General features: G+C 67.8%; 18 protein-coding genes. 13 read left to right on the top strand and 5 right to left on the bottom strand.

The genetic code is table 11. From position 1 onward, the window contains the following. Positions 1-122: 122 nt before the first annotated feature. Complete coding sequence (locus OG558_RS34590) at positions 123-824, bottom strand: GntR family transcriptional regulator (RefSeq protein ID WP_405066740.1); 702 nt, start codon at positions 822-824, stop codon at positions 123-125. Between the two features lie 169 nt (positions 825-993). Between OG558_RS34590 and OG558_RS34585 the strand changes: the two genes are divergently transcribed. The 11 genes from OG558_RS34585 to OG558_RS34535 all read left to right on the top strand — a co-directional run bounded on the left by OG558_RS34585 (position 994) and on the right by OG558_RS34535 (position 12,983). Continuing rightward, the gene (locus OG558_RS34585) at positions 994-2,007 is read left to right on the top strand and encodes an Ldh family oxidoreductase (RefSeq protein WP_405066739.1); all 1,014 of its coding nucleotides are present in this window, start codon (positions 994-996) and stop codon (positions 2,005-2,007) included. A 31-nt stretch (positions 2,008-2,038) separates the two neighbouring features. Next, complete coding sequence (locus OG558_RS34580) at positions 2,039-3,268, top strand: iron-containing alcohol dehydrogenase (RefSeq protein WP_405066738.1); 1,230 nt, start codon at positions 2,039-2,041, stop codon at positions 3,266-3,268. A gap of 23 nt (positions 3,269-3,291) precedes the next feature. Beyond that, positions 3,292-4,719 (top strand): NAD-dependent succinate-semialdehyde dehydrogenase, encoded by a 1,428-nt coding sequence (locus OG558_RS34575; protein WP_405066737.1) that lies wholly within the window; start codon positions 3,292-3,294, stop codon positions 4,717-4,719. Positions 4,720-4,722: 3 nt separating this feature from the next. Beyond that, positions 4,723-5,670: a carbohydrate ABC transporter permease gene (locus OG558_RS34570; RefSeq protein ID WP_405066736.1), complete on the top strand. Its 948-nt coding sequence runs from the start codon at positions 4,723-4,725 to the stop codon at positions 5,668-5,670. Next, entirely contained in the window at positions 5,660-6,517 is an 858-nt protein-coding gene (locus tag OG558_RS34565) for a carbohydrate ABC transporter permease (protein ID WP_405066735.1), read from the top strand. The genes OG558_RS34570 and OG558_RS34565 overlap by 11 nt, the downstream gene beginning before the upstream one ends. Before the next feature lie 2 nt (positions 6,518-6,519). Continuing rightward, a complete protein-coding gene (locus tag OG558_RS34560) occupies positions 6,520-7,602 on the top strand; it encodes a mandelate racemase/muconate lactonizing enzyme family protein (RefSeq protein WP_405066734.1) in 1,083 nt (360 codons plus the stop codon). A 24-nt stretch (positions 7,603-7,626) separates the two neighbouring features. Continuing rightward, a complete protein-coding gene (locus OG558_RS34555) occupies positions 7,627-8,943 on the top strand; it encodes an extracellular solute-binding protein (protein WP_405066733.1) in 1,317 nt (438 codons plus the stop codon). Between the two features lies 1 nt (position 8,944). After that, complete coding sequence (locus OG558_RS34550) at positions 8,945-9,991, top strand: mandelate racemase/muconate lactonizing enzyme family protein (protein ID WP_405066731.1); 1,047 nt, start codon at positions 8,945-8,947, stop codon at positions 9,989-9,991. Between the two features lie 153 nt (positions 9,992-10,144). Continuing rightward, positions 10,145-10,930, top strand: a complete 786-nt coding sequence (locus tag OG558_RS34545) for an SGNH/GDSL hydrolase family protein (RefSeq protein ID WP_405066730.1) — start codon at positions 10,145-10,147, stop codon at positions 10,928-10,930. A gap of 185 nt (positions 10,931-11,115) precedes the next feature. Next, positions 11,116-12,135: a winged helix DNA-binding domain-containing protein gene (locus tag OG558_RS34540; protein ID WP_405066729.1), complete on the top strand. Its 1,020-nt coding sequence runs from the start codon at positions 11,116-11,118 to the stop codon at positions 12,133-12,135. A gap of 32 nt (positions 12,136-12,167) precedes the next feature. After that, entirely contained in the window at positions 12,168-12,983 is an 816-nt protein-coding gene (locus OG558_RS34535; RefSeq protein ID WP_405066728.1) for an SRPBCC family protein, read from the top strand. Here the strand turns inward: OG558_RS34535 and OG558_RS34530 are convergent. Then, positions 12,980-15,262, bottom strand: a complete 2,283-nt coding sequence (locus OG558_RS34530; RefSeq protein WP_405066727.1) for an ATP-binding cassette domain-containing protein — start codon at positions 15,260-15,262, stop codon at positions 12,980-12,982. The two genes, OG558_RS34535 and OG558_RS34530, sit on opposite strands and share 4 nt — an antisense overlap. Positions 15,263-15,334: 72 nt before the next feature. Continuing rightward, positions 15,335-15,880, bottom strand: coding sequence for a MarR family winged helix-turn-helix transcriptional regulator (locus OG558_RS34525; RefSeq protein ID WP_405066726.1), 546 nt, complete (start codon positions 15,878-15,880; stop codon positions 15,335-15,337). A gap of 55 nt (positions 15,881-15,935) precedes the next feature. Here OG558_RS34525 and OG558_RS34520 point away from each other — a divergent pair, with 55 nt between their 5' ends. Further along, on the top strand, positions 15,936-16,646 hold the full coding sequence (locus OG558_RS34520; RefSeq protein WP_405066725.1) for an SDR family NAD(P)-dependent oxidoreductase: 711 nt from the start codon (positions 15,936-15,938) through the stop codon (positions 16,644-16,646). Between the two features lie 36 nt (positions 16,647-16,682). Beyond that, positions 16,683-17,732 carry a LacI family DNA-binding transcriptional regulator gene (locus tag OG558_RS34515; protein WP_405066724.1) on the top strand — a complete coding sequence of 350 codons (1,050 nt, stop codon included), beginning with the start codon at positions 16,683-16,685 and terminating at the stop codon, positions 17,730-17,732. Positions 17,733-18,372: 640 nt separating this feature from the next. Here OG558_RS34515 and OG558_RS34510 read toward each other — a convergent pair. Together OG558_RS34510 and OG558_RS34505 are read right to left on the bottom strand one after the other, a co-directional pair. Next, complete coding sequence (locus OG558_RS34510) at positions 18,373-18,729, bottom strand: YciI family protein (protein ID WP_405066723.1); 357 nt, start codon at positions 18,727-18,729, stop codon at positions 18,373-18,375. 72 nt (positions 18,730-18,801) lie between these two features. Continuing rightward, positions 18,802-19,260 (bottom strand): carboxymuconolactone decarboxylase family protein, encoded by a 459-nt coding sequence (locus OG558_RS34505; protein WP_328520779.1) that lies wholly within the window; start codon positions 19,258-19,260, stop codon positions 18,802-18,804. Positions 19,261-19,264: the final 4 nt, after the last annotated feature.

The following is a 19,264-nucleotide window of genomic DNA, read 5'->3' as shown; positions in this document are numbered from 1 at the left end:
TGCACCGTTCCCCCTACCGGATACCCGGGGCGAAGGGACCAGATAAGGGGTGAACCCCGCATCTGGCCAACGGGCTGGCTTCGGGGCAGCGGTCGCTCCGGACCACCGGTCCCGTCATGTGATCAGGACGGGTCGGCAGTCGCCTCGGGGATGGGGTCGGCGGCGGGTGCGATGGCGACGGCGACTGTCTCGGGGGCCGACTCGAAGGCTGATCTGAGGCGACCGCGGGAGGCGGACAGGTGGGCGTGCATCGCCCGGTCCGCGGCCTCGGTGTCGCGCTGCCGGATCGCGGTGACGATCAGGTCGTGCTCCTCGAGCGCCTCCTCGGTCACCCGGGAGTCGCGCAGCAGCCGGAACAGCTGCAGGTGGCAGTGCAGCTTGGCGAAGATCTCGCCGAAGTAGCTGTTCCCGGTGGCTCCGATGATGGCCTGGTGGAACTCGGCGTCCTTGCGGGCGAAGGCGCCGTACGACATCGTGCCGGCCAGGTAGCGGGCGCGCAGGTCGGCGGCGATGCCGGCGATCTGCTCGACCTCGACCCGCTGGTGCCGGCCGGCTGCCAGGCCGGAGCAGTACGGCTCGATCAGGAACCGCGCCTCGAAGAGGTCCTCGAACCGCTCCGGTGTCAGTTTCGGGCTCGCGGAATATCCGATCAGATGTGTTTTGGTGACCAGATCTTCGGCCTCGAGCCGGTTCAGTGACTCCCGGACCGGGGTCTGGGAGACGCCGAGCTGCCGGCTGATCACATCGACCCGGATCCGCTCACCGGGCTGGATCACGCCGTCCAGCAGGAGCGTCTGCAGCTGCTCGTAGACCACATCGCTCATCCTGGTGCGTTCAGGACGCTCCGTTGCGTGCTCGCTCATATGCCTGCCCTGTCCGGTCGGAGCCTGGTCGGCCTCAGTCGTGAATTCGTATCCACAGACCATTGCAAATCATATCTGATCTGATCTAGCCTACCAAAAATCGACAAAATCCACCCCTGGGATGGTCGACGTGCACACTGACCTCGCAACAGCGCAGTCCCTGGCCGAACGTCTGCTGATCACCGCGGGTGTGCCCGGCCCGGCAGCCACTCAGCAAGCCGAGCTCCTCCTGATCGCCGAGGCGAAAGGGGTGCCGTCGCACGGCCTGCTCCGGCTGCCGCGGCTGCTCCGCAGACTGGCGAACGGTACGGCGAGCCCGACGAACACCGGCAAACACGAATGGCTCAGCCCGTGCTACCTGTCCGTCGACGGTGAGCAGGGCCTCGGCCCGGTGGTCGCGCTGCGTGCGCTGGAAGCCGTCGTTCCGGCGGCTCGACGGCACGGCGTGGCGGTCTGCTCGATCACGAACAACAACCACCTCGGCATGCTCGGCTTCTATGCCGGCCGGATCGCCGAGCGCGGTCTGGTCTGCCTCGGCATGACGACGAGCGAGGCGCTGGTCCATCCATGGGGCGGCACCGAGGCGATCCTCGGGACCAATCCACTGGCGCTCGGTGTCCCCGCGCAACCGCATCCGCTGGTGCTCGACATGGCGACGTCGCAGATCTCGATGGGCAAGGTGCACGACCACGCTCTACGCGGCGTACCGCTCGAGCCTGGCTGGGCACTCGATGCCGACGGCAACGCGACGATCGATCCCGAGGCGGCCAAGTGCGGATCCATCGCACCGTTCGGCGGACCGAAGGGCTACGGGCTCGGGCTGGGCTTGGGCGCGATGGTCACCTTCCTGACCGGCGCCGCCTACGGCACGGCGGTCGGCGGGACGTTGGACGACGACCGCCTCAGCAACAAGGGTGACCTGTTCATCCTGCTGAGCGGTGGCGCCTACTCGGCCTCGGAGTACCTCGACCAGGTCCGTGGCAGTCGACGCGCCGACCCGGCGACGCCGGTCGCGGTTCCCGGCGACGGCGCCCGGGCCCGGTATCGCAACTCGGTCGCCGACGGCATCGATGTCGCCGACGACCTGTGGCGCGAGCTGACCGCTCTGCAGGCAGCCCGGCCCGAAGCAGTGCTGGCCGAATGACCCCGCCCCGACCAGACAAGGACCCCTCACGATGACGATCACCACCCCCTCCTTCGGCGTGCAACGAGCTCCGCGAACCGTCGTCTTCGGCGCCGGCCAGCGCGCGCTGCTCGGCAGCCTGGCCGCGGAGTACGGGCGCAAGGCACTCGTCTGCACGGATCAGCGGTTGGCCGCGTCGGCGGAGTTCACCGAGCTGATCGCGGATCTGAAGGATCACGGCCTCGAGGTGAGCGTGTGGTCCGACACCGCCGCCGAACTGCCGACCTCCGACATCGACGCCTGTTACGGCGCGATGAAGGATGCCGGGATCGAGGTGGTGATCGGGATCGGCGGCGGCAGCTGTATCGACCTCGGCAAGGCACTGGCGCTGCTGCTCAGCCATGGCGGCCCGATCGACCGGTACTACGGGGAGAACGCCGTACCGGGAGCCGTCCTGCCGATCGTCGCCGTTCCCACGACCGGCGGCACCGGGTCCGAGGTGACGCCGGTCTGCGTGCTCAGCGACAGCCGGCGCGAGCTGAAGGCGGGTATCTCCTCGCCTTACCTGATTCCCTCGGTGGCGATCTGCGACCCGGAGTTGACCTACAGCTGTCCGCCCGGACTGACCGCCAGCGCCGGCGCCGACGCGGTCTCGCATCTGATCGAGTCGTTCACCGCGATCCAGCGGCCGTCGACGGCGGTCGGCGAAGGCCGGGTCTTCATCGGCAAGAACGTGATCAGCGACTCCTACGCGCGCTGGGGTCTCGGGCTGCTGGCCAAGGCTCTGCCCGAAGCCTTCGAGCATCCGGACGATCGGCAGGCACGCTCCGACGTGATGCTCGCCGCGAACGCCGGCGGCTATGCGCTCGGTGTCGCGGGAACCGCCGCCGCGCATGCCTTGCAGTATCCGCTCGGCGCCCTGACACATACCGCGCACGGTGTCGGAGTCGGCGTCCTTCTCCCGTACGTCATGCGCTACAACGCGCAGGCCCGGGTGCAGGAATTCGCCGAGATCGCGACCATCTTCGGCGTACCGGTGACCGGTGGCGGCGAGGCGCAGGCGCTGGCCGGCATCGAAGCCGTCGAGCGCCTGCTCGAGCGGATCGGCATCCCGTCCACGTTGAAGGAGCTCGGCCTCGCCGAGGACCAACTGTCGTACGTCGCGTCGATGGGGCTGAAGTCGGCCCGGCTGGTCGACAACAACCCCCGCCCGCTGGACGCCGACGCGCTGTACGAGATCACTCGTGCCGCGTACGCCGGCGACCGAAGCCAACCGTTCTGACCAGGCATATGGAGCACACCCAGATGATCTCTCCGCACGATCTGTTCATCGATGGTCAGTGGCGGCCGGCCGCTGACGGCCGGCGGTTCCCGGTCCACGATCCGGCTGACGGCTCCGAACTGGCACAGTTCGCAGCTGCCACCGAGGCGGACTGCCTGGCCGCGGTCGACGCCGCGGCGGACGCACTGGCCGGCTGGGCCGCGACCCCTCCGCGGCAACGATCGGAGATCCTCCGCCAGTGTTTCGACATCCTGACCGCCGAGCGCGAGCAGTTCGCCGAGATCATCGTCGCCGAGAACGGCAAGGCGTACGCCGACGCACTCGGCGAGGCCACCTACGCCGCCGAGTTCTTCCGCTGGTTCGCCGAGGAGGCGGTCCGGATCGGCGGCGACTTCCGGCTCTCCCCGTCGGGCGACAAGACGATCGTGGTCCGGCGCGATCCGATCGGGGTCTCGGTCCTGGTCACCCCGTGGAACTTCCCGGCGGCGATGGCGACCCGCAAGATCGCCCCCGCGCTGGCGGCCGGGTGCTCGGTGGTGCTCAAGCCGGCCAGCCAGACGCCGCTCACTGCCGCCTATGTCGTCGAGGTACTGCGTCGGGCCGGTGTGCCGGCGGGTGTCGTCAACCTGGTGACGCCGGTGCCGGCCGGTCCGGCGGTGAGCGCGATGCTGCACCACCCCGCCGTACGCAAGCTGTCCTTCACCGGCTCGACCGAGGTCGGACGGGTGCTGCTGCGGGAGGCTGCCTACCAGGTGGTCAGCTCGTCGATGGAGCTCGGCGGCAACGCGCCGTTCGTCGTCCTGCCCAGTGCCGACCTGGACGCCGCGGTCGAGGGCGCGATGGTCGCGAAGATGCGCAACGGCGGATCGGCGTGTACGGCGGCGAACCGGTTCTACGTGCACGACTCGCTCGTCGAGGAGTTCGGTGCCCGGATCACCGCAGCCATGAAGGGCGTCACGATGGGTCCGGGGGCCGATCGGTCGAACGAGCTCGGCGCCCTGGTGTCGCCGGAAGAGCGCGACAAGGTGGCCCGGCTCGTCGAGCAGGCCGTCGCGGACGGCGCCACGCTGACGCTGGGCGGTGAGACTCCGGCGGTCGGCGCCTTCTACCCGCCGACCGTGCTCACCGATGTCCGGCACGGCAGCGAGATCAACCAGGTCGAGATCTTCGGACCCGTCACCGCGATCGTCTCCTTCAGCGACGTCGACGAGGCGATCGCGATGGCCAACGACACCATCTACGGCCTGATCGCCTATGTGTACGGCGATCCCGCGCAGGCGCTCGCGGTCGCGCAGAAGATCGACGCCGGCATGGTCGCGGTGAACCGCGGCGTGCTCAGCGACCCGGCGGCGCCGTTCGGCGGGACGAAGCAGTCCGGACTCGGGCGCGAAGGCAGCTCCGAAGGCATCCTCGAATTTCTCGAGGAGAAGTACATCGGGATCGAGGTGTGACCGATGGCCAACGCGGTCCTCCTGAAACCCCCGGACGTCGACGGCAGACGACCCGCGCGCAAACGGGTGAAGGTGAAACCGAAGCGGCAGAACCTGGCCGGCTGGTTGTTCGTCGGACCGGTGATCGCCGGCGTGCTGTTCTTCCAGCTGGCACCGGTCGCGGCCTCCCTGGTGGTGTCGCTGACCAACTGGTCCGGGCTGAACGCACCGAAGTTCCTCGGCCTGGAGAACTACAAGGAGCTGTTCACCGCCGACGACACGTTCTGGCCGTCACTGAAGAACACGGTGATCTTCACGGTGGTCGTCGTCGTACTGACCATCTTCATCGGGCTCGGTCTCGCCGTCCTGTGTAACCAGAAGATCAAGGGCATCGGCATCTTCCGGACGCTGTACTACTCGCCCGCGGTCACCAACGTCGTCGCGATCGGCTTCGTCTGGTTCTGGCTGTACAACCCGGACAACGGCCTGTTCAACTCCACCTTGAAGACGATCGGCATCGACGGGCCGGCCTGGCTGTCCGACACCAGGACCGCGCTGATCGCGGTGATCATCGTCGCGCTCTGGCAGGGCGTCGGCTATCCGATGGTGATCCTGCTGGCCGGGTTGCAGAGCATCGACCAGTCGCTGATCGAAGCGGCGACGGTGGACGGAGCGTCGGCCTGGCGGCGGTTCTGGTCGGTGATGTTCCCGCTGCTGACGCCGAGCCTGTTCTTCCTCACCATCACGCAGTTCATCACCTCGTTCCAGGTGTTCGGGATCATCTACGTGATGACGTCCGGCGGGCCGAACAACGCCACCTCGGTGTTCATCTTCCAGATCTACGAGGCGGCCTTCGGGCACGGCCGGCTGGGTTACGCGTCCGCGATGGGCTGGGTGCTGTTCGTCATCGTCGGTGTCGTCACCGCGATCCAGTGGAAGATGGAGAAACGGTGGGTGCACTATGACAGCTGAGGCTCTCCGGATCCCGGTGAACCGGCCACCGAGGCACATCCCACGCCGCGTCGTGCTGATCGTCGTACTGCTGTTCTTCGCCGTGGTGTTCGCGATGCCGCTGCTCTGGATGATCAGCGCATCGCTCAAGCCGGAGAACGAAGTATTGCAGTCGCCGCCGACGTTCATCCCGTCCACCTTCCAGTGGGCCAACTACTCCCAGGCCGGTAACGGGCTGCTGCCGTTCTTCCTGAACAGCTGCAAGCTGGCCGCACTGAACGTCGGTTTCCTGCTGCTGTTCGCGTCGCTGGCCGGCTACGGCTTCGCCCGGCTGAACTTCGCCTTCAAGAACCTGGCCTTTGCGCTGTTGTTGTCGACGGCAATGATCCCGGGCATCGTCTACCTCGTCCCGCAGTACATGCTGTTCCGCGAGATGGGCTGGATCGACACCCACTATCCACTCTGGGTGCCGAACGTGCTGACGCCGGTGTTCGGGACCTTCCTGCTCCGGCAGGCGTTCCGCGGCGTACCTATGGAGCTCGAGGAGGCGGCCAAGCTCGACGGCGCGTCCACCTTCGGTACCTTCTGGCGGATCATGCTGCCGCAGGTGAAACCGGCCCTGGCCGCGGTCGGCGCGCTCACCTTCATGGCCTCGTGGAACGACCTGTTCGGGCCGTTGATCTTCCTCAACTCGACGCGGTTGCAGACGATGCCGATCGCGCTCGCGCTGTTCAAGGGTGAGTTCTTCACCCAGACCAATCTGATGATGGCGGCCGCGACGCTGACGATCCTGCCGCCGCTGCTGCTGTTCCTGCTGGCCCAGAAGTACTTCGTCCAGGGCATCACGATGTCCGGCCTGAAAGGTTGACCATGCGGATCACCCGGATCGAATCGATCATCCTGCTCGACCAGCTGCACATCCTGAAGATCCACACCGACGAGGGTCTGGTGGGCGTCGGCGAGGTCAGTCCGATGAACGCCCACGTCACCCACAGCGTCGTGGAGCAGGCGCTCGCGCCACTGCTGGTCGGCGAGGAGGCGACCGACATCGAGCGGCTGTGGCGCCGGCTGTACACCAAGCCCTACAAGCTCGGCCCCGGCGGCGCCCAGCTGAACGCCATCGCCGGCATCGACATCGCCCTGTGGGACCTGCTCGGCAAGGCCGCCGGGCTGCCCACCTACCAGTTGCTCGGCGGGAAGTACCGTCAGAGCGCCAAGGTCTACGCGAGCTCCATGGCACGGGGGATGAGCCCGCAGCAGGAGGCCGAACGCGCGCAGTCCTTCCAGGAGAAGGGCTTCCACGGCTACAAGATCCACTCGTCGACGCCGTGGATGCACGACGACGGCTTCGACCAGACCATCGCGACCGTGACGGCGGTCCGGAAGCTGGTCGGGGACGACTTCCCGATCCTGGTCGACGTCAACAACGCGTACTACGAACACACCGCCATCAAGCTGGCTCACGCGCTGGAGGACCTCGGCGTGTGGCACTTCGAGGAACCACTCGCCGCCCACGACTATGCGGCGTACGGACGGCTGGCCGACGCGGTCGACATCCCGGTCGCGGTGGGGGAGCAGGAGTACACCACCTGGCAGTTCCGTGACCTGATCCTGACCGGGCGGGTCGACATCCTGCAGCCCGACGTCATCAAGTGCGGCGGGATCACCGAGTTCAAGAAGATCGCCGTCCTCGCCGACACCTTCACCAAGCCGATCACGGTGCACAACACCCAGCAGACGATCGGTACGTCGGCGCACGCCCACCTCTGGGTCAGTACGCCGTCCTGCGTGTACCCGCAGGAGTACAACATCGAGCACAACCCGATCCTCGACGACGTGCCGATCTGGCAGAACCCGCTCGTCCCCGTGAACGGCGAGATCACGCCGTGGGAACTGCCCGGTCTGGGCATCGAGCTGGACGACGACGCGGTCGCGAAACTGCGCACCAACTAACCCCCTGACAGAACAGGAAAGACCATGACCGCATCACAGTTTTCCCGACGGTCGGTGCTCAAAGCCTTCGGCGTCACCGGTGGGGCCATCGCTGTCGGGTTGCCGCTCGCTGCGTGCAGTGGCAACAGCAGCGCAGGAGGCGGGGGCGGCAACGCCTCCTTCCTCACCTGGGACACCAACAGCGGCACCCCGCTCTACACGGTCGCCGAGAACTGGGCCAAGGGCGCCGGCAAGACCCTCGACATCCAGTCCGTGCCCGGCGACGACTACGACACGAAGCTGCGCACGGTGCTCTCGTCGGGGGCGGCCCCGACGGCGATCCGGATCAACGACGACTACGTCAAGGGGTACTACGCCGAGGGATCCCTGCTCGACCTGAAGCCGTACCTCGAGAAGGACGGCATCAAGCCCGAGGACTACTTCCCGGTGGCGTTCAACTTCCCGAAGCAGGAAGACGGCGCGCACGCCGCCTGGCCGATCATGACGAACCCCGGCGTCATCTACTGCAACACCGACGCATTCGCCGAAGCCGGCGTCGAACTGCCGCCGAAGGACTGGGCGAAGAGCGGCTGGACCTGGGACGACTTCCTCGACGCCGCGAAGAAGCTCACCAAGCCCAACGGCGAACGCTGGGGAGCACTGGTCTTCCCGGACACCTCGCTGGAGACCGTCTGGCCGGTCAGCAACGGCGGCGACGGGATCTACTCCAAGGACGCCACTCGCTTCACGCTGGCCGAGCAGCAAGGCGCCGAGGCGATCCAGTGGGTCGCCGACCTCGCCCTCGTCCACAAGGTCCACCCGGACTTCGCCACCGTCACGGCCGGCCGGCAGACGCCGAACTGGGCGCTGGCCCAGCTGGGCACCGGCAAGGTCGCGATGCTGCTCTCGCTCACCAGCGGCATCCCGTACCTGCGCAGCAATGCGAAGGTGAAGTGGGACATCTTCCCGACGCCGATGAGGGCCCGCCGGACGACCGTCAACACGATGACCGTGCTGGCGATCCCGAAGCAGTCGAAGGACCCTGACGCGGCCTGGGACTTCCTCAAGTACTGCGCCGGCCCGGACGCGTCGAAGCTCCTCGCGCAGTCACGCGGCTTCATGCCGGTCAGCAAGAGTTCGGCGGCGCTGTTCGTACCGGACGACAAGGGCCCGGCCAACCTCGCCCTCGTCACCCAGGCACTGGACAACGCGGTGAACGAGAACTTCAGCCGCTACATCGAGCGCGCCCGGACCATCTACCGTCCGGTCCTCGATGACGTCTGGAGCGGCAAGCAGACCGCGGCGGCCGCGCTGGGCAGCGTCAAGCAGAAGGTCGAAGACGTCCTCGCGGGCAAGGGGTGACATGAAGATCACGGACATCAGTGTCGAGGTCGTGTCGGAGCCGAAGGCGCACGCGGTCCGCGACGCGATCCAGTTGCTCGACCGCAACGGGCAGACCCGGGTACGGATCGACACGGACGAAGGTGTGAGTGGCGTCAGCACCACGTACTTCGGCCGGGTGGCGAGCTCACCGGCGGTCCTGGCCAAGATCATCACCGAGCAACTGGCCCCAGCGATCATCGGCGAGGATCCGGCCCTGATCCGCGGGATCCGTCAGCGGCTGCAGACACTCACCGACTACCAGGGCACGGCGGGGCTGTCGTCGTACGGGATCTCGGCGATCGATCTGGCGTTGTGGGATCTCCTCGGCAAGTCGCTGGACGTGCCGGTGTGGAAGCTGCTGGGTGCACAGCGCACGACCATCCCGACGTACGCGATGGTGGGCTGGCTCGAGCTGGACGTTGCGGGCCTGGAGACCGTGTCGGCCAAGGCGATGGAGCAGGGCTTCCGCGGCGTCAAGATGAAGGTCGGCGGCGGCCCGCTCAGCGAGGACATCCAACGGATCAAGGCCGTCCGGGCCGTGATCGGGCCGGATGCCCCGCTGATGGTCGACGCGAACCAGGCCTTCGGGTACGACGAGGCGCTGCGCCGGGGCCGTGCGTACGAAGGGCTCGGGTGCCGGTGGTTCGAGGAGCCGTTGCCGGCCGCCGACACCGAGAGCCATGTCCGGCTGGCCGGCAAGCTGGACATCCCGATCGCGACCGGTGAGAACAGGTCCGGGCAGGCCGCCTTCCGCGACCTGATCGCTCGGGGCGCGGTGGGCGTCGTACAGCCGGATCTGAGGCGTGCGGGTGGGCTGACCGACTGCCTCGAGATCGGACTGATGGCGGCTGGGTTCGGTGTGCCGTACGCGTCGCACGGGGGTGGTGCACACATCCACGTGCTGGCCGCACTCCCGAACACGATCTATGTGGAGAGCGGACTGCTGCCGGCGGACGGCCGGGTCGAACTAGTGGACGGCTGCTACCCGCTCCCACTCGGCCCCGGCCTGTCGTCGTGGAACGACTAGCCGGAAACTCGGCCTACCGGAATCGGCAACTGGCGGTGAATTTCTAACCGGGCCCTTGTGTGTTACTCGCGAGTCGGCGAAGGTGACGTTGAGTGGTTCAGTCGCCACCTCTCGCACACACTGTGCTGTCGTGCACAGAAAGGCGGTCCGCCCATGAAGTCCATCGCCAGTCTGCTCTCCGCCGCGGCCCTCGGCGCCGCGATGCTGCTCAGTCCGGGGGTCGCCCACGCGGCGGCGCCGAACTACGTCGCCCTGGGCGACTCGTACGCCTCCGGTGTCGGCACCCGCACCTACATCTCCAGCAGCGGGTCCTGCCAGCGATCGGTGAAGGCCTATCCGTACATCGACGCGGCCCGGATCGGGGCGAACCTCACCTTCGTCGCCTGTTCCGGAGCCCGCGTCGCCGACGTCACCGCCAACCAGCTGCCCTCGGTGACGAGCGCCGCCAACCTCGTGTCGGTGCAGGTCGGCGGCAACGACGCCGGCTTCTCCTCGGTCATCACCGAGTGCGCCAAGCCCTCCTGGCTCGGCAACTGCACGAGTGCGGTCGCGAACGCGCAGGCGATCATCAACAACACCCTGCCCGGCCGGCTGAACACCCTGTACTCCTCGATCAGGAGCCGGGCGTCCTCGGCCCGGGTCGTAGTGGTCGGCTATCCGCGACTGTTCAACGGCACCGACTGCAACGCCGGCACCTTTTTCAGTCCGGACGAGATGACCCGGCTGAACGCGACCGCCGACCTGCTCAACTCGAAGACCGCGGCGTCGGCGAGCGCGGCCGGCTTCGCCTTCGTCAACCCGACCTCGCTGTTCATCGGCCACGCCGTCTGCGGCAGCCCGGAGTGGATCAACGGCCTGTCGAACCCGGTCAGCGAGTCCTACCACCCGAACGTCACCGGCCACGCCAACTTCGCCAACCTGGTCCAGCCCGCGCTCTGATCGGCGCAGTCCCGTAGTCCCGCAGTTGGGGCCTGGGGCACCGTTCGGTGACCTGAGACAAGCTATTTCCTGTCTTGGCTCCCGAGTTGGTGTCCCAGGCCCCGACTGCTGTTCGGGTGGTCGCCGGCATTCGAGATGCGGGTCGGGGTTGTTCGTGGTGTCATGCTGGGGTGGCGGAGAGGTCTGTGGACTGGCTCTTGGCGGCCCGCATGCAGGCCAACTGCCTGGCACGTCCGGTGGACGAGGCCGGCCCCGGAGGGGTGGCCGACGTCGTGCGCCGGACGGGGGGACTCCAGGCGCAGGCGTGGCGCGGTGCCGCGTACGCCGTCCGGGCGCGCTCGACCGCGACCACTTTCGCTGACGTATCACACGCGCAGGAGACCGACCGGAGCGTCGTCCGTGGCTGGTTCATGCGTGGGACCCTCCAACTCGTCGCCGTGGAGGACGCGGGCCCACTTCTCGGCCTGCTCGGTCCCGAGGCCATCAAGGACACCGAGCGCCGGTACGGCGAACTCGGTCTGACCAAGGCGATCCGGGCTGAAGCCGCCGACCGACTCGAAGCACATCTGCTGAGCCATGGCCCGTCCACGCGGGCCCAGTTGGCCGAGGTACTCGTGAAGGCCGGACTGATCGAGGAGCCCAAGGGCCAAGCGGTGTACGCCCTGATCCGGTACACCGGGCTGCTCGGTCGGCTGTGTTACGGGCCGGGGTACGACAAGGACGAGACCTGGGTCGCAGTGAGCGACTGGCTGGGCGAGCCGCTCGTACTGGAAGGTGACGTCGAGACGCTGGCCCGGCGTTATCTGGCCGCGTATGGACCGGCGACGGCACGCGACTTCGCGACCTGGTCGGGGCTGCCGGTACCGGTCGCACGCCGCGCTGTGCAGGCGGCGGCAACCAAGTCTTTCGACGTCGAAGGAGTTGAGTTGGCCGCCATCGATGATCTGCCGGGATGCCGGGACGTGCGGCTGCTGGGGGAGTTCGACGCCTATCTGCTCGGCTATCAGGATCGGCGGCAGGCGCTGGCCGCCGAGTTCCACCAGCAGATCCATCCCGGTGGCGGCATGCTGCGTCCGGCGGTGCTCGAGGCGGGTCGGGTGATTGGTTCGTGGCGGCACACCGATCGTTCCTACGAACTGTTCGACGCCGGCGCCCGCACGGACCTCGCCGGAGAGCTCGCGGATCTGGCCCGGTTCGCCGGTTGATCGTATATGCCGGGTCGGGTATATATGGAGTCATGACCGAGACCTTGAGCACCGAGAACGGCCGGACGGTTCTGCGGATGCGGCGGGAGCTGCGGCATCCGGTGGAGAAGGTCTGGCGGGCGATCACCGAGCCCGGACAGTTGGCCGGATGGTTCCCGGTCGCGGTCGAGTTCGACCTGCGGCTGGACGGTCCGGTCACCTTCACCTTCGAGACGGATCCGGGCGCGCCCGTCGACGTCCAGACCAGCGGCGTGATCCGCGCGTACGAACCGCCGAAGGTGCTCGAGTACACCTGGGGCGTCGAGGTGCTGCGCTGGGAGCTGGACCCGTCGCCGGACGGGTGCACGTTGCAGCTGACCGCGACGTACGACGATCGTCCGGGATCCGCGAGCTTCAGTGGCGGCTGGACGTTGTGCTTCGACGCGCTGGATCGCGTGCTGGGCGGATCGGTGTCCGAGCGCGACTACGCCGTACTGCATGAGCACTTCGTGAAGGTGTACGGGCTGGACGAAGGCGTCGTGACGGATGACGGCGGGGTGCGGTTCGAGCGGCAGTTGGTGAAGCCGAAGGAGGCTGTCTGGCAGTTGCTCACCGGCGCGGAGCGCGCTGCGGCCGGGAGCGCGCCGCCGGCCGGGTTCGTTGCGAAGGGCATTGATCCGGGCCCGGCCATCGACGTAGAGGAGCCAGTGCGCCTCAGCTACGGCTGGAGCGGCGGCGAGGTGACCTGGACGCTGCGGGACGGTAACGGCGGAGCCCGTCTGGTGCTCACCCAGACCGGCCCCGCCGCCGGTTACCTCAACACCTGGCACGACCTGATCGAGACGGTGGCCGCCGAGCTGTTGCCTTAGGCCATGACCTGCGGATCCGGTTCGGCGCCGACGTACTCGCGTAGGTGCTCGGCGGTCACGGTCGGGCTGCTCTCGACCAGGTCGGCCGGGGTGCCGGTGAAGACGATCCGGCCGCCGTCGTGACCGGCCCCGGGGCCGACGTCGATGAGCCAGTCGGCGTGGGCCATCACGGCCTGGTGATGCTCGATGACGATCACGGTGTTGCCCTGGTCGACCAGGGTGTCGAGCATGCCGAGCAGTTGGTCGACGTCGGCCAGGTGCAGTCCGGTGGTGGGTTCGTCGAGGATGTAGATCGAGCCGGTCCTGCCCATGTTGATGGCCAGCTTGAGGCGCTGCCGCTCACCACCGGACAGCGTGGTCAGTGGCTGACCGAGGCCGATGTATCCGAGTCCGACCGTCGCGAGCCGATCGAGGACGGTCCGCGCCGGACCCTTGGGGAAGAACTCCCGGGCCTCGGTCACGGTCATCCGCAGCACCTCGCTGATGTTCTTCCCGCGTAGCCGGTATGCGAGCACCTCCGCGGTGAAGCGGGCGCCGTTGCAGTCCTCACAGATCGAGGCGACCTCGGCCATCATCGCCAGATCCGTGTAGACGAGTCCGATGCCCTTGCAGGTCGGGCAGGCGCCGACCGAGTTCGCGCTGAACAACCCCGGCTTGACCTTGTTCGCCTTCGCGAACTCGGCCCGGATCGGATCGAGAAGCCCGGTGTAGGTCGCGGGATTGCTGCGTTTCGACCCGCGGATCGGCTCCTGCCCGGCGATGATCACACCGTCCCGCCCGGCCAGCGATCCATGGATCAGTGAGCTCTTCCCGGATCCAGCCACCCCGGTGACGACCGTGAGGACGCCGAGCGGGACGTCCACGCTGACGTTGCGCAGGTTGTGCAGGGTCGCGTTCTCGATCGCGAGCTTGCCGGTCGGACGGCGTACGTCGTCTCGCAGGGCGATGCGGTGATCGAGGTACCGACCGGTGAGCGTGCCGGAGTTCTTCAGGCCGTCGAGATCGCCGGCGTAGCAGAGTCGTCCGCCGGCCAGACCGGCACCGGGACCGAGGTCGACGACGTGGTCGGCGATCCGGATCGTCTCCGGCTTGTGCTCGACGACCAGGACGGTGTTGCCCTTGTCCCGCAGTTGCAGGAGCAGGTCGTTCATCTGCTGGATGTCGTGCGGATGCAGCCCGATCGTGGGCTCGTCGAAGACGTAGGTGACGTCGCTCAGGCTGGAGCCGAGATGACGCACCAGCTTGATCCGCTGGGCCTCGCCGCCGGACAGCGTCGTCGACTCCCGGTCCAGGCTGAGGTACCCGAGGCCGATGGTGACGAACGAGTCCAGCGTCTGCCGGAGTCCTTCGAGCATCGGCCCGACTCCCGGATGGTTGATTCCGGCAACGAACTCGGCGAGGTCGCTGATCTGCATCGCCGAGCACTCGCCGATGGTGCGCCCGTTCACGCTGGTCGTCCGGGCGGCCTCGTTCAGCCGGACGCCGGCGCACTCGGGGCAGGTCGTCTGCCGGATCGCGCGCTCCGCGAACGCGCGGGCGTGGCTCTGCAGCGACTGCGGATCCTTGCCGAGGTACTGTCGCTTGATCTTGGCGACCAGGCCCTCGAAGGTCAGGTTGCTCTTCCCGACCTTGATCTTGGTCGGCTCCTGGTAGAGGAACCGCTCCCAGGCCTCGGTCGGATAGTCCTTGAGTGGAAGGTCCGGATCGAACAGCCCGGAGTTCGCCATCAGCTGCCAGTGCCAGCTGTCGATCGCGTACCCGGGCGCCTTGATCGGGCCCTGGTTGAGGCTCTTGTCCCGGTCGACCAGCTCGTCGAGGTCGAACTCGGTGGTCCGGCCGAGTCCTTCGCACTGCGGGCACATGCCCTCGGCCCGGTTGAAGCTGAACGCCGACGGCGGCCCGACGTACGGCGTACCCGCGCGGCTGAAGAGGACTCGGAGCATGGTGTGTGCGTCGGTCGCGGTACCGACCGTGGACCGGGCGTTGGCGCCGATCCGCTCCTGGTCGACGATGATCGCGGCGGACAGGTTCTGCAGCGAGTCCACGTCCGGGCGGCCGAGGCTCGGCATGAAGTTCTGCACGAAGGCCGTGTAGGTCTCGTTGATCAGCCGCTGCGACTCGGCGGCGATGGTGTCGAAGACGAGTGATGATTTACCGGAGCCGGAGACGCCGGTGAAGACGGTGAGACGACGTTTCGGGATGTCGAGGGAGACGCCGCCGAGGTTGTTCTCGCGGGCGCCCCGTACCTGGATGAAGTCGTGGCTGTCGGCAACAGGCATCCTTCAATTGTGACATTGAAGCAGTCGTAAGAACTTTTCACGCACACCCAGCCAGAGCCCAGGGCGCAAAGCTTATACGCCGTGACGAAGGTTTCCGGTCCGCTTCGCAACCTCGTCGAGGAGTTCCTGCAGTTGGGCGGCCAGTTGCGCGCGACCGGTGGGGGACAGTGACGCGACCAGCTCGGACTCGCGGGTCAGCACCTGGTCGACCGTCCGCTCGATGAGGTCGTGGCCGGCCGCGGTCAGGGTCACGACCACCGCCCGGCTGCCGTCATCGGCGGTCCGGCGGGTGACCAGGCCGGCGTCCTCGGCCCGGGCGACCCGCTGCGAGATCGCTCCGGCGGTGACGAGCGTACGGCGGCTCAGTTCGCGCGTACTCACCTCGTACGGCGCACCCGCCCGGCGCAGCACGCTGAGCAGATCGAGCGTGGCGGGATCCACTCCGGCATCGGCGAGCACCCGCCGGCGGTCGTCGGCGAAGAGCTTGGCGAGCCGCCACAGGGGAGTGACGATCTCGATCGAGTCCGTCGGCGTACCGGGCCGCTCGCGTTGCCAGGCGCGGGCGATCTCCGCGGCGGGATACGGGCTGGGTGTGTCGAGGGGATAGGAGTCGGCCACAGGGTGATGATACGTTTAGGTCTAAACATTTAGACCTAAACGTGAGGATGCGACCATGACGCGGGTGATCGTGGTGACCGGCGGAGCGACCGGAATCGGGCGGGCGACCGCCGAGCGGTTCCGCGCGGACGGCGACGAGGTGGTGATCACCGGCCGCCGGGAAGACGTACTCGCCAAGACCGCGGCCGACCTCGGAGCCAGGGGAGTGGTGTGCGATGCGACCGATCCGGCGCAGGTCGAGCGACTGCTGGACACGCTCCCGGACCAGGTCGACGTACTGGTCAACAACGCCGGCGGGAACACCGACTTCGGCCGGCCCGACGCAGGCCTGGACCAACTGAAGGCGAACTGGCTGGCCAATCTGGGAGCCAATCTGCTCAGCGCCGTCCTCACCACGACCGCCCTGGCGCCGCGGCTCACCACCGCGGTCGTGCATCTGGGTTCGATCGCCGGCGCGCGCGGCCCCGGCTCGTACGGGGCCTCCAAGGCAGCGCTGGCGTTGTGGAACCAGGACGTGGCCGCCGAGCTCGGACCGCGCGGCATCACCTCGAACGTCGTCGCCCCAGGCTTCACCGCCGAGACGGAGTTCTTCCAGGGCCGGCTCACCCCGGAGCGCCGCGAGACGTTGCTCGCAGCAACAATGACCAAACGGGAAGGCCAGGTCGAAGACATCGCCGGCACCATCCACTTCCTCGCCTCTCCGGCCGCCCGGCACCTCACCGGTCAGGTCCTGCACGTGAACGGCGGCGCACTCGTCACTCGCTGACTTGTGACAACGTGGCCAGGTGTGACAATGGGCGACATGCGTGCCACCGTCAAAGACGTCGCCAAGCTGGCCGGGGTGTCCCCGAAGACGGTGTCCAACGTCATCAACGGTGTCGTGTTCGTCCGACCGGAGACCAAGGCTCGGGTCGAGAGTGCGCTGGCCGAGCTCGACTACGTGCCGAACATGAGTGCTCGGGGCCTGCGCAACGGCCGGACCGGAATGATCGCGCTCGCGTTGCCCGACCTGCTCCGGCCGTACTCCGCGGAGGTCGTCCATCTGGTCGTCGAGCTCGCCCACGAGCGCGGCTGGGGTGTGCAGATCGAGCAGACCGCGGCCGAGCCCAAGCGTGAGTTCGAGCTGCTGTCGAAGGCCCGCGCGTACCTGGTCGACGGCCTGATCCTCAACCCGGTGAACCTGGACGACAGCGCGGTCACGACGGCCGGGCCGCTGCCGCCGCTGGTGCTGATCGGCGACGTCGACCAGGATCTGGTCAGCCAGGTCGCGATCGACAACGTCGCCGCTGCCAGGGACATGACCAAACACCTGCTCGCACAGGGCTGCCGCCGAATCGCAGCGGTCGGTACGCCGGAGATCCCGCGCGGCTCGAGTGGCACCGGCGTACTGGCCGGATCCGCTGAGGCTCCCGGTACGGCGGCCTCCCGGTTGCGGACCGCCGGCTATCGCCAGGCGCTCGAGGAGGCCGGCGTACCGAACGATCCCGCCCTCGAGATCGGCCTGGATCGCTGGCGGCCGGAAGGTGCGGCGACGGTGGTCGGGAAGTACCTCGCCGAGCACGAGTTGCCGGACGCGTTCTTCTGCTTCACCGACTCGCTCGCGTCCGGTGCCTCGTCGGCGCTCTGGAGCGCGGGCGTCGCTGTCCCCGGGCAGACGCTGCTGGCAGGGTTCGACAACATCCTGGAGAGCCAGTTCATGATCCCGCCGCTGACGACGGTCGACTTCGACCGGCGGGCCTTCGTGTCGGCGGCCCTCGATCTGCTCGGCGAGCGGATGGCCGACAAGTTCAGGGCGCCGCGCCGGGTGATGATCCCGCACCGGATCGTCGAGCGCGCCAGCACCACACGCTGAGCCACAACTTTCCGCCGTGGACGGGAGTTCCGGCACTCGGGATTCCGGTTACTATCTCTTGCAAACGCCGTCACTCTCAGCAAGGGTTGCCTGATCACTTCCGCGTCGTTTCCGGGTGCGGGAAGGACGGGGGAGTGTGCGGTCGTCGCGTCGTACTGCGACGTTCTTGCGGCCGCGCCTACCGTCACTCGGGGTAGTACACGAGGAGAAGGGGGAAGTGTGTCAGCGATGACAAGGCTCGCCGAGCACTGCCGTGATGTGAGGAGTCACGGCAACGCTGGTCTCGGACGGGCCGCGATCCAACCGGCGGTGTGTACCGGCATCCACGAGGTGGACTCGTCGACGTCCCCGGTGCGCCCGCGACGCGTGGCGGTGCTCAGACTGAGCAACGGCATGACCACCACGCTGCGACTCGGCGACGGTGCGCAGGCACCGGAGCGAGGTGCCACCGTGTTCGTCCGGGGTGGCCGGGGCATGGGGGATCAACCTGCCTCAGGTGGGTCATCCTCGCGCCGGGCAACCCCAGCCAGCACGGATGAGCTGAGTCAGTGACTCGCCGGTCTCAGGTCCCAACGCCGAGCTGAGGCCGGCAAGTCCCTGGAGCTGCTCGCGAACCTGCCGACGCACCCGGCAGTGCCGCCTACGAATCCTCCGGCATCGGATCCGTGAACGAGCGGATCTCGATCGGTGAGAACCGCGCCTCCGGAAGCTGGGCCGCGATCTCGGTCGCCCGCTCCAGACTGCAGTCGAGCAGGTAGTAGCCGGCCAGCACCTCCTTCGCCTCCGTGAACGGCCCGTCGGTGACCGCCGCGACGCCGTCGTTCACCCGGACCACCCGGGCGTTCGCCGTGGTCAGACCGAGACCGTCGAGGTACTCACCCTTCGCCTTCAGCTCCTCGGCCAGCTGTCGATGCCGATCGAGCACCTGCTCGATTCCCTCGGCGTGCAGGGCGTCCCAGGTGTCGTTGTTCCCGTAGATCAGCAGCATGTACTTCATCGCGTGCCTCCATTCACCGGGTACGTCGGAGCGCCGGTGCCGTTCTCGACACCGGCGCTCCGACGTTACTCACTACCAGGTGGCACCGGCCGGCTGGCGCACCGTCGTGTTGATCCGGTTGAACATGTTCGTCAGCGCGATCATCAGGACGATCGCGGACAGTTCCTTCTCGCCGAAGTGGTCGGCCGCCGCGGCCCAGATCTCGTCCGTGACCGCCTCCGGCCGGTCCGCGAGCCGGGTCGCGGCCTCGGCCAGCGCGAGCGCCGCCCGCTCGGCGTCGGTGAACAGGTCGGACTCACGCCAGGCCGCGACCTGGTGCAGCCGCTCGTCGGTCTCACCGTTCTTCAGGGCCGACTTGATCCCGCCGAACACGCACGGCGCGCAGCCGTTGATCTGGCTCGCCCGCAGGTGCACTAGCTCGAGCGTCGCACCAGGCGCGCCGGCCTGCCCGATGGCCTTGTAGATGTTCTGGATGCCCTTGGTGGCGTCCGGGAGGATCTCGGCGGGGTTGGTCATCCGTGCTGCAGTCATGGGA

The sequence above is a fragment of the Kribbella sp. NBC_01510 genome (assembly GCF_045040325.1).
GTDB lineage: Bacteria > Actinomycetota > Actinomycetes > Propionibacteriales > Kribbellaceae > Kribbella.
This window is presented reverse-complemented; position numbering and strand designations above follow the sequence as displayed.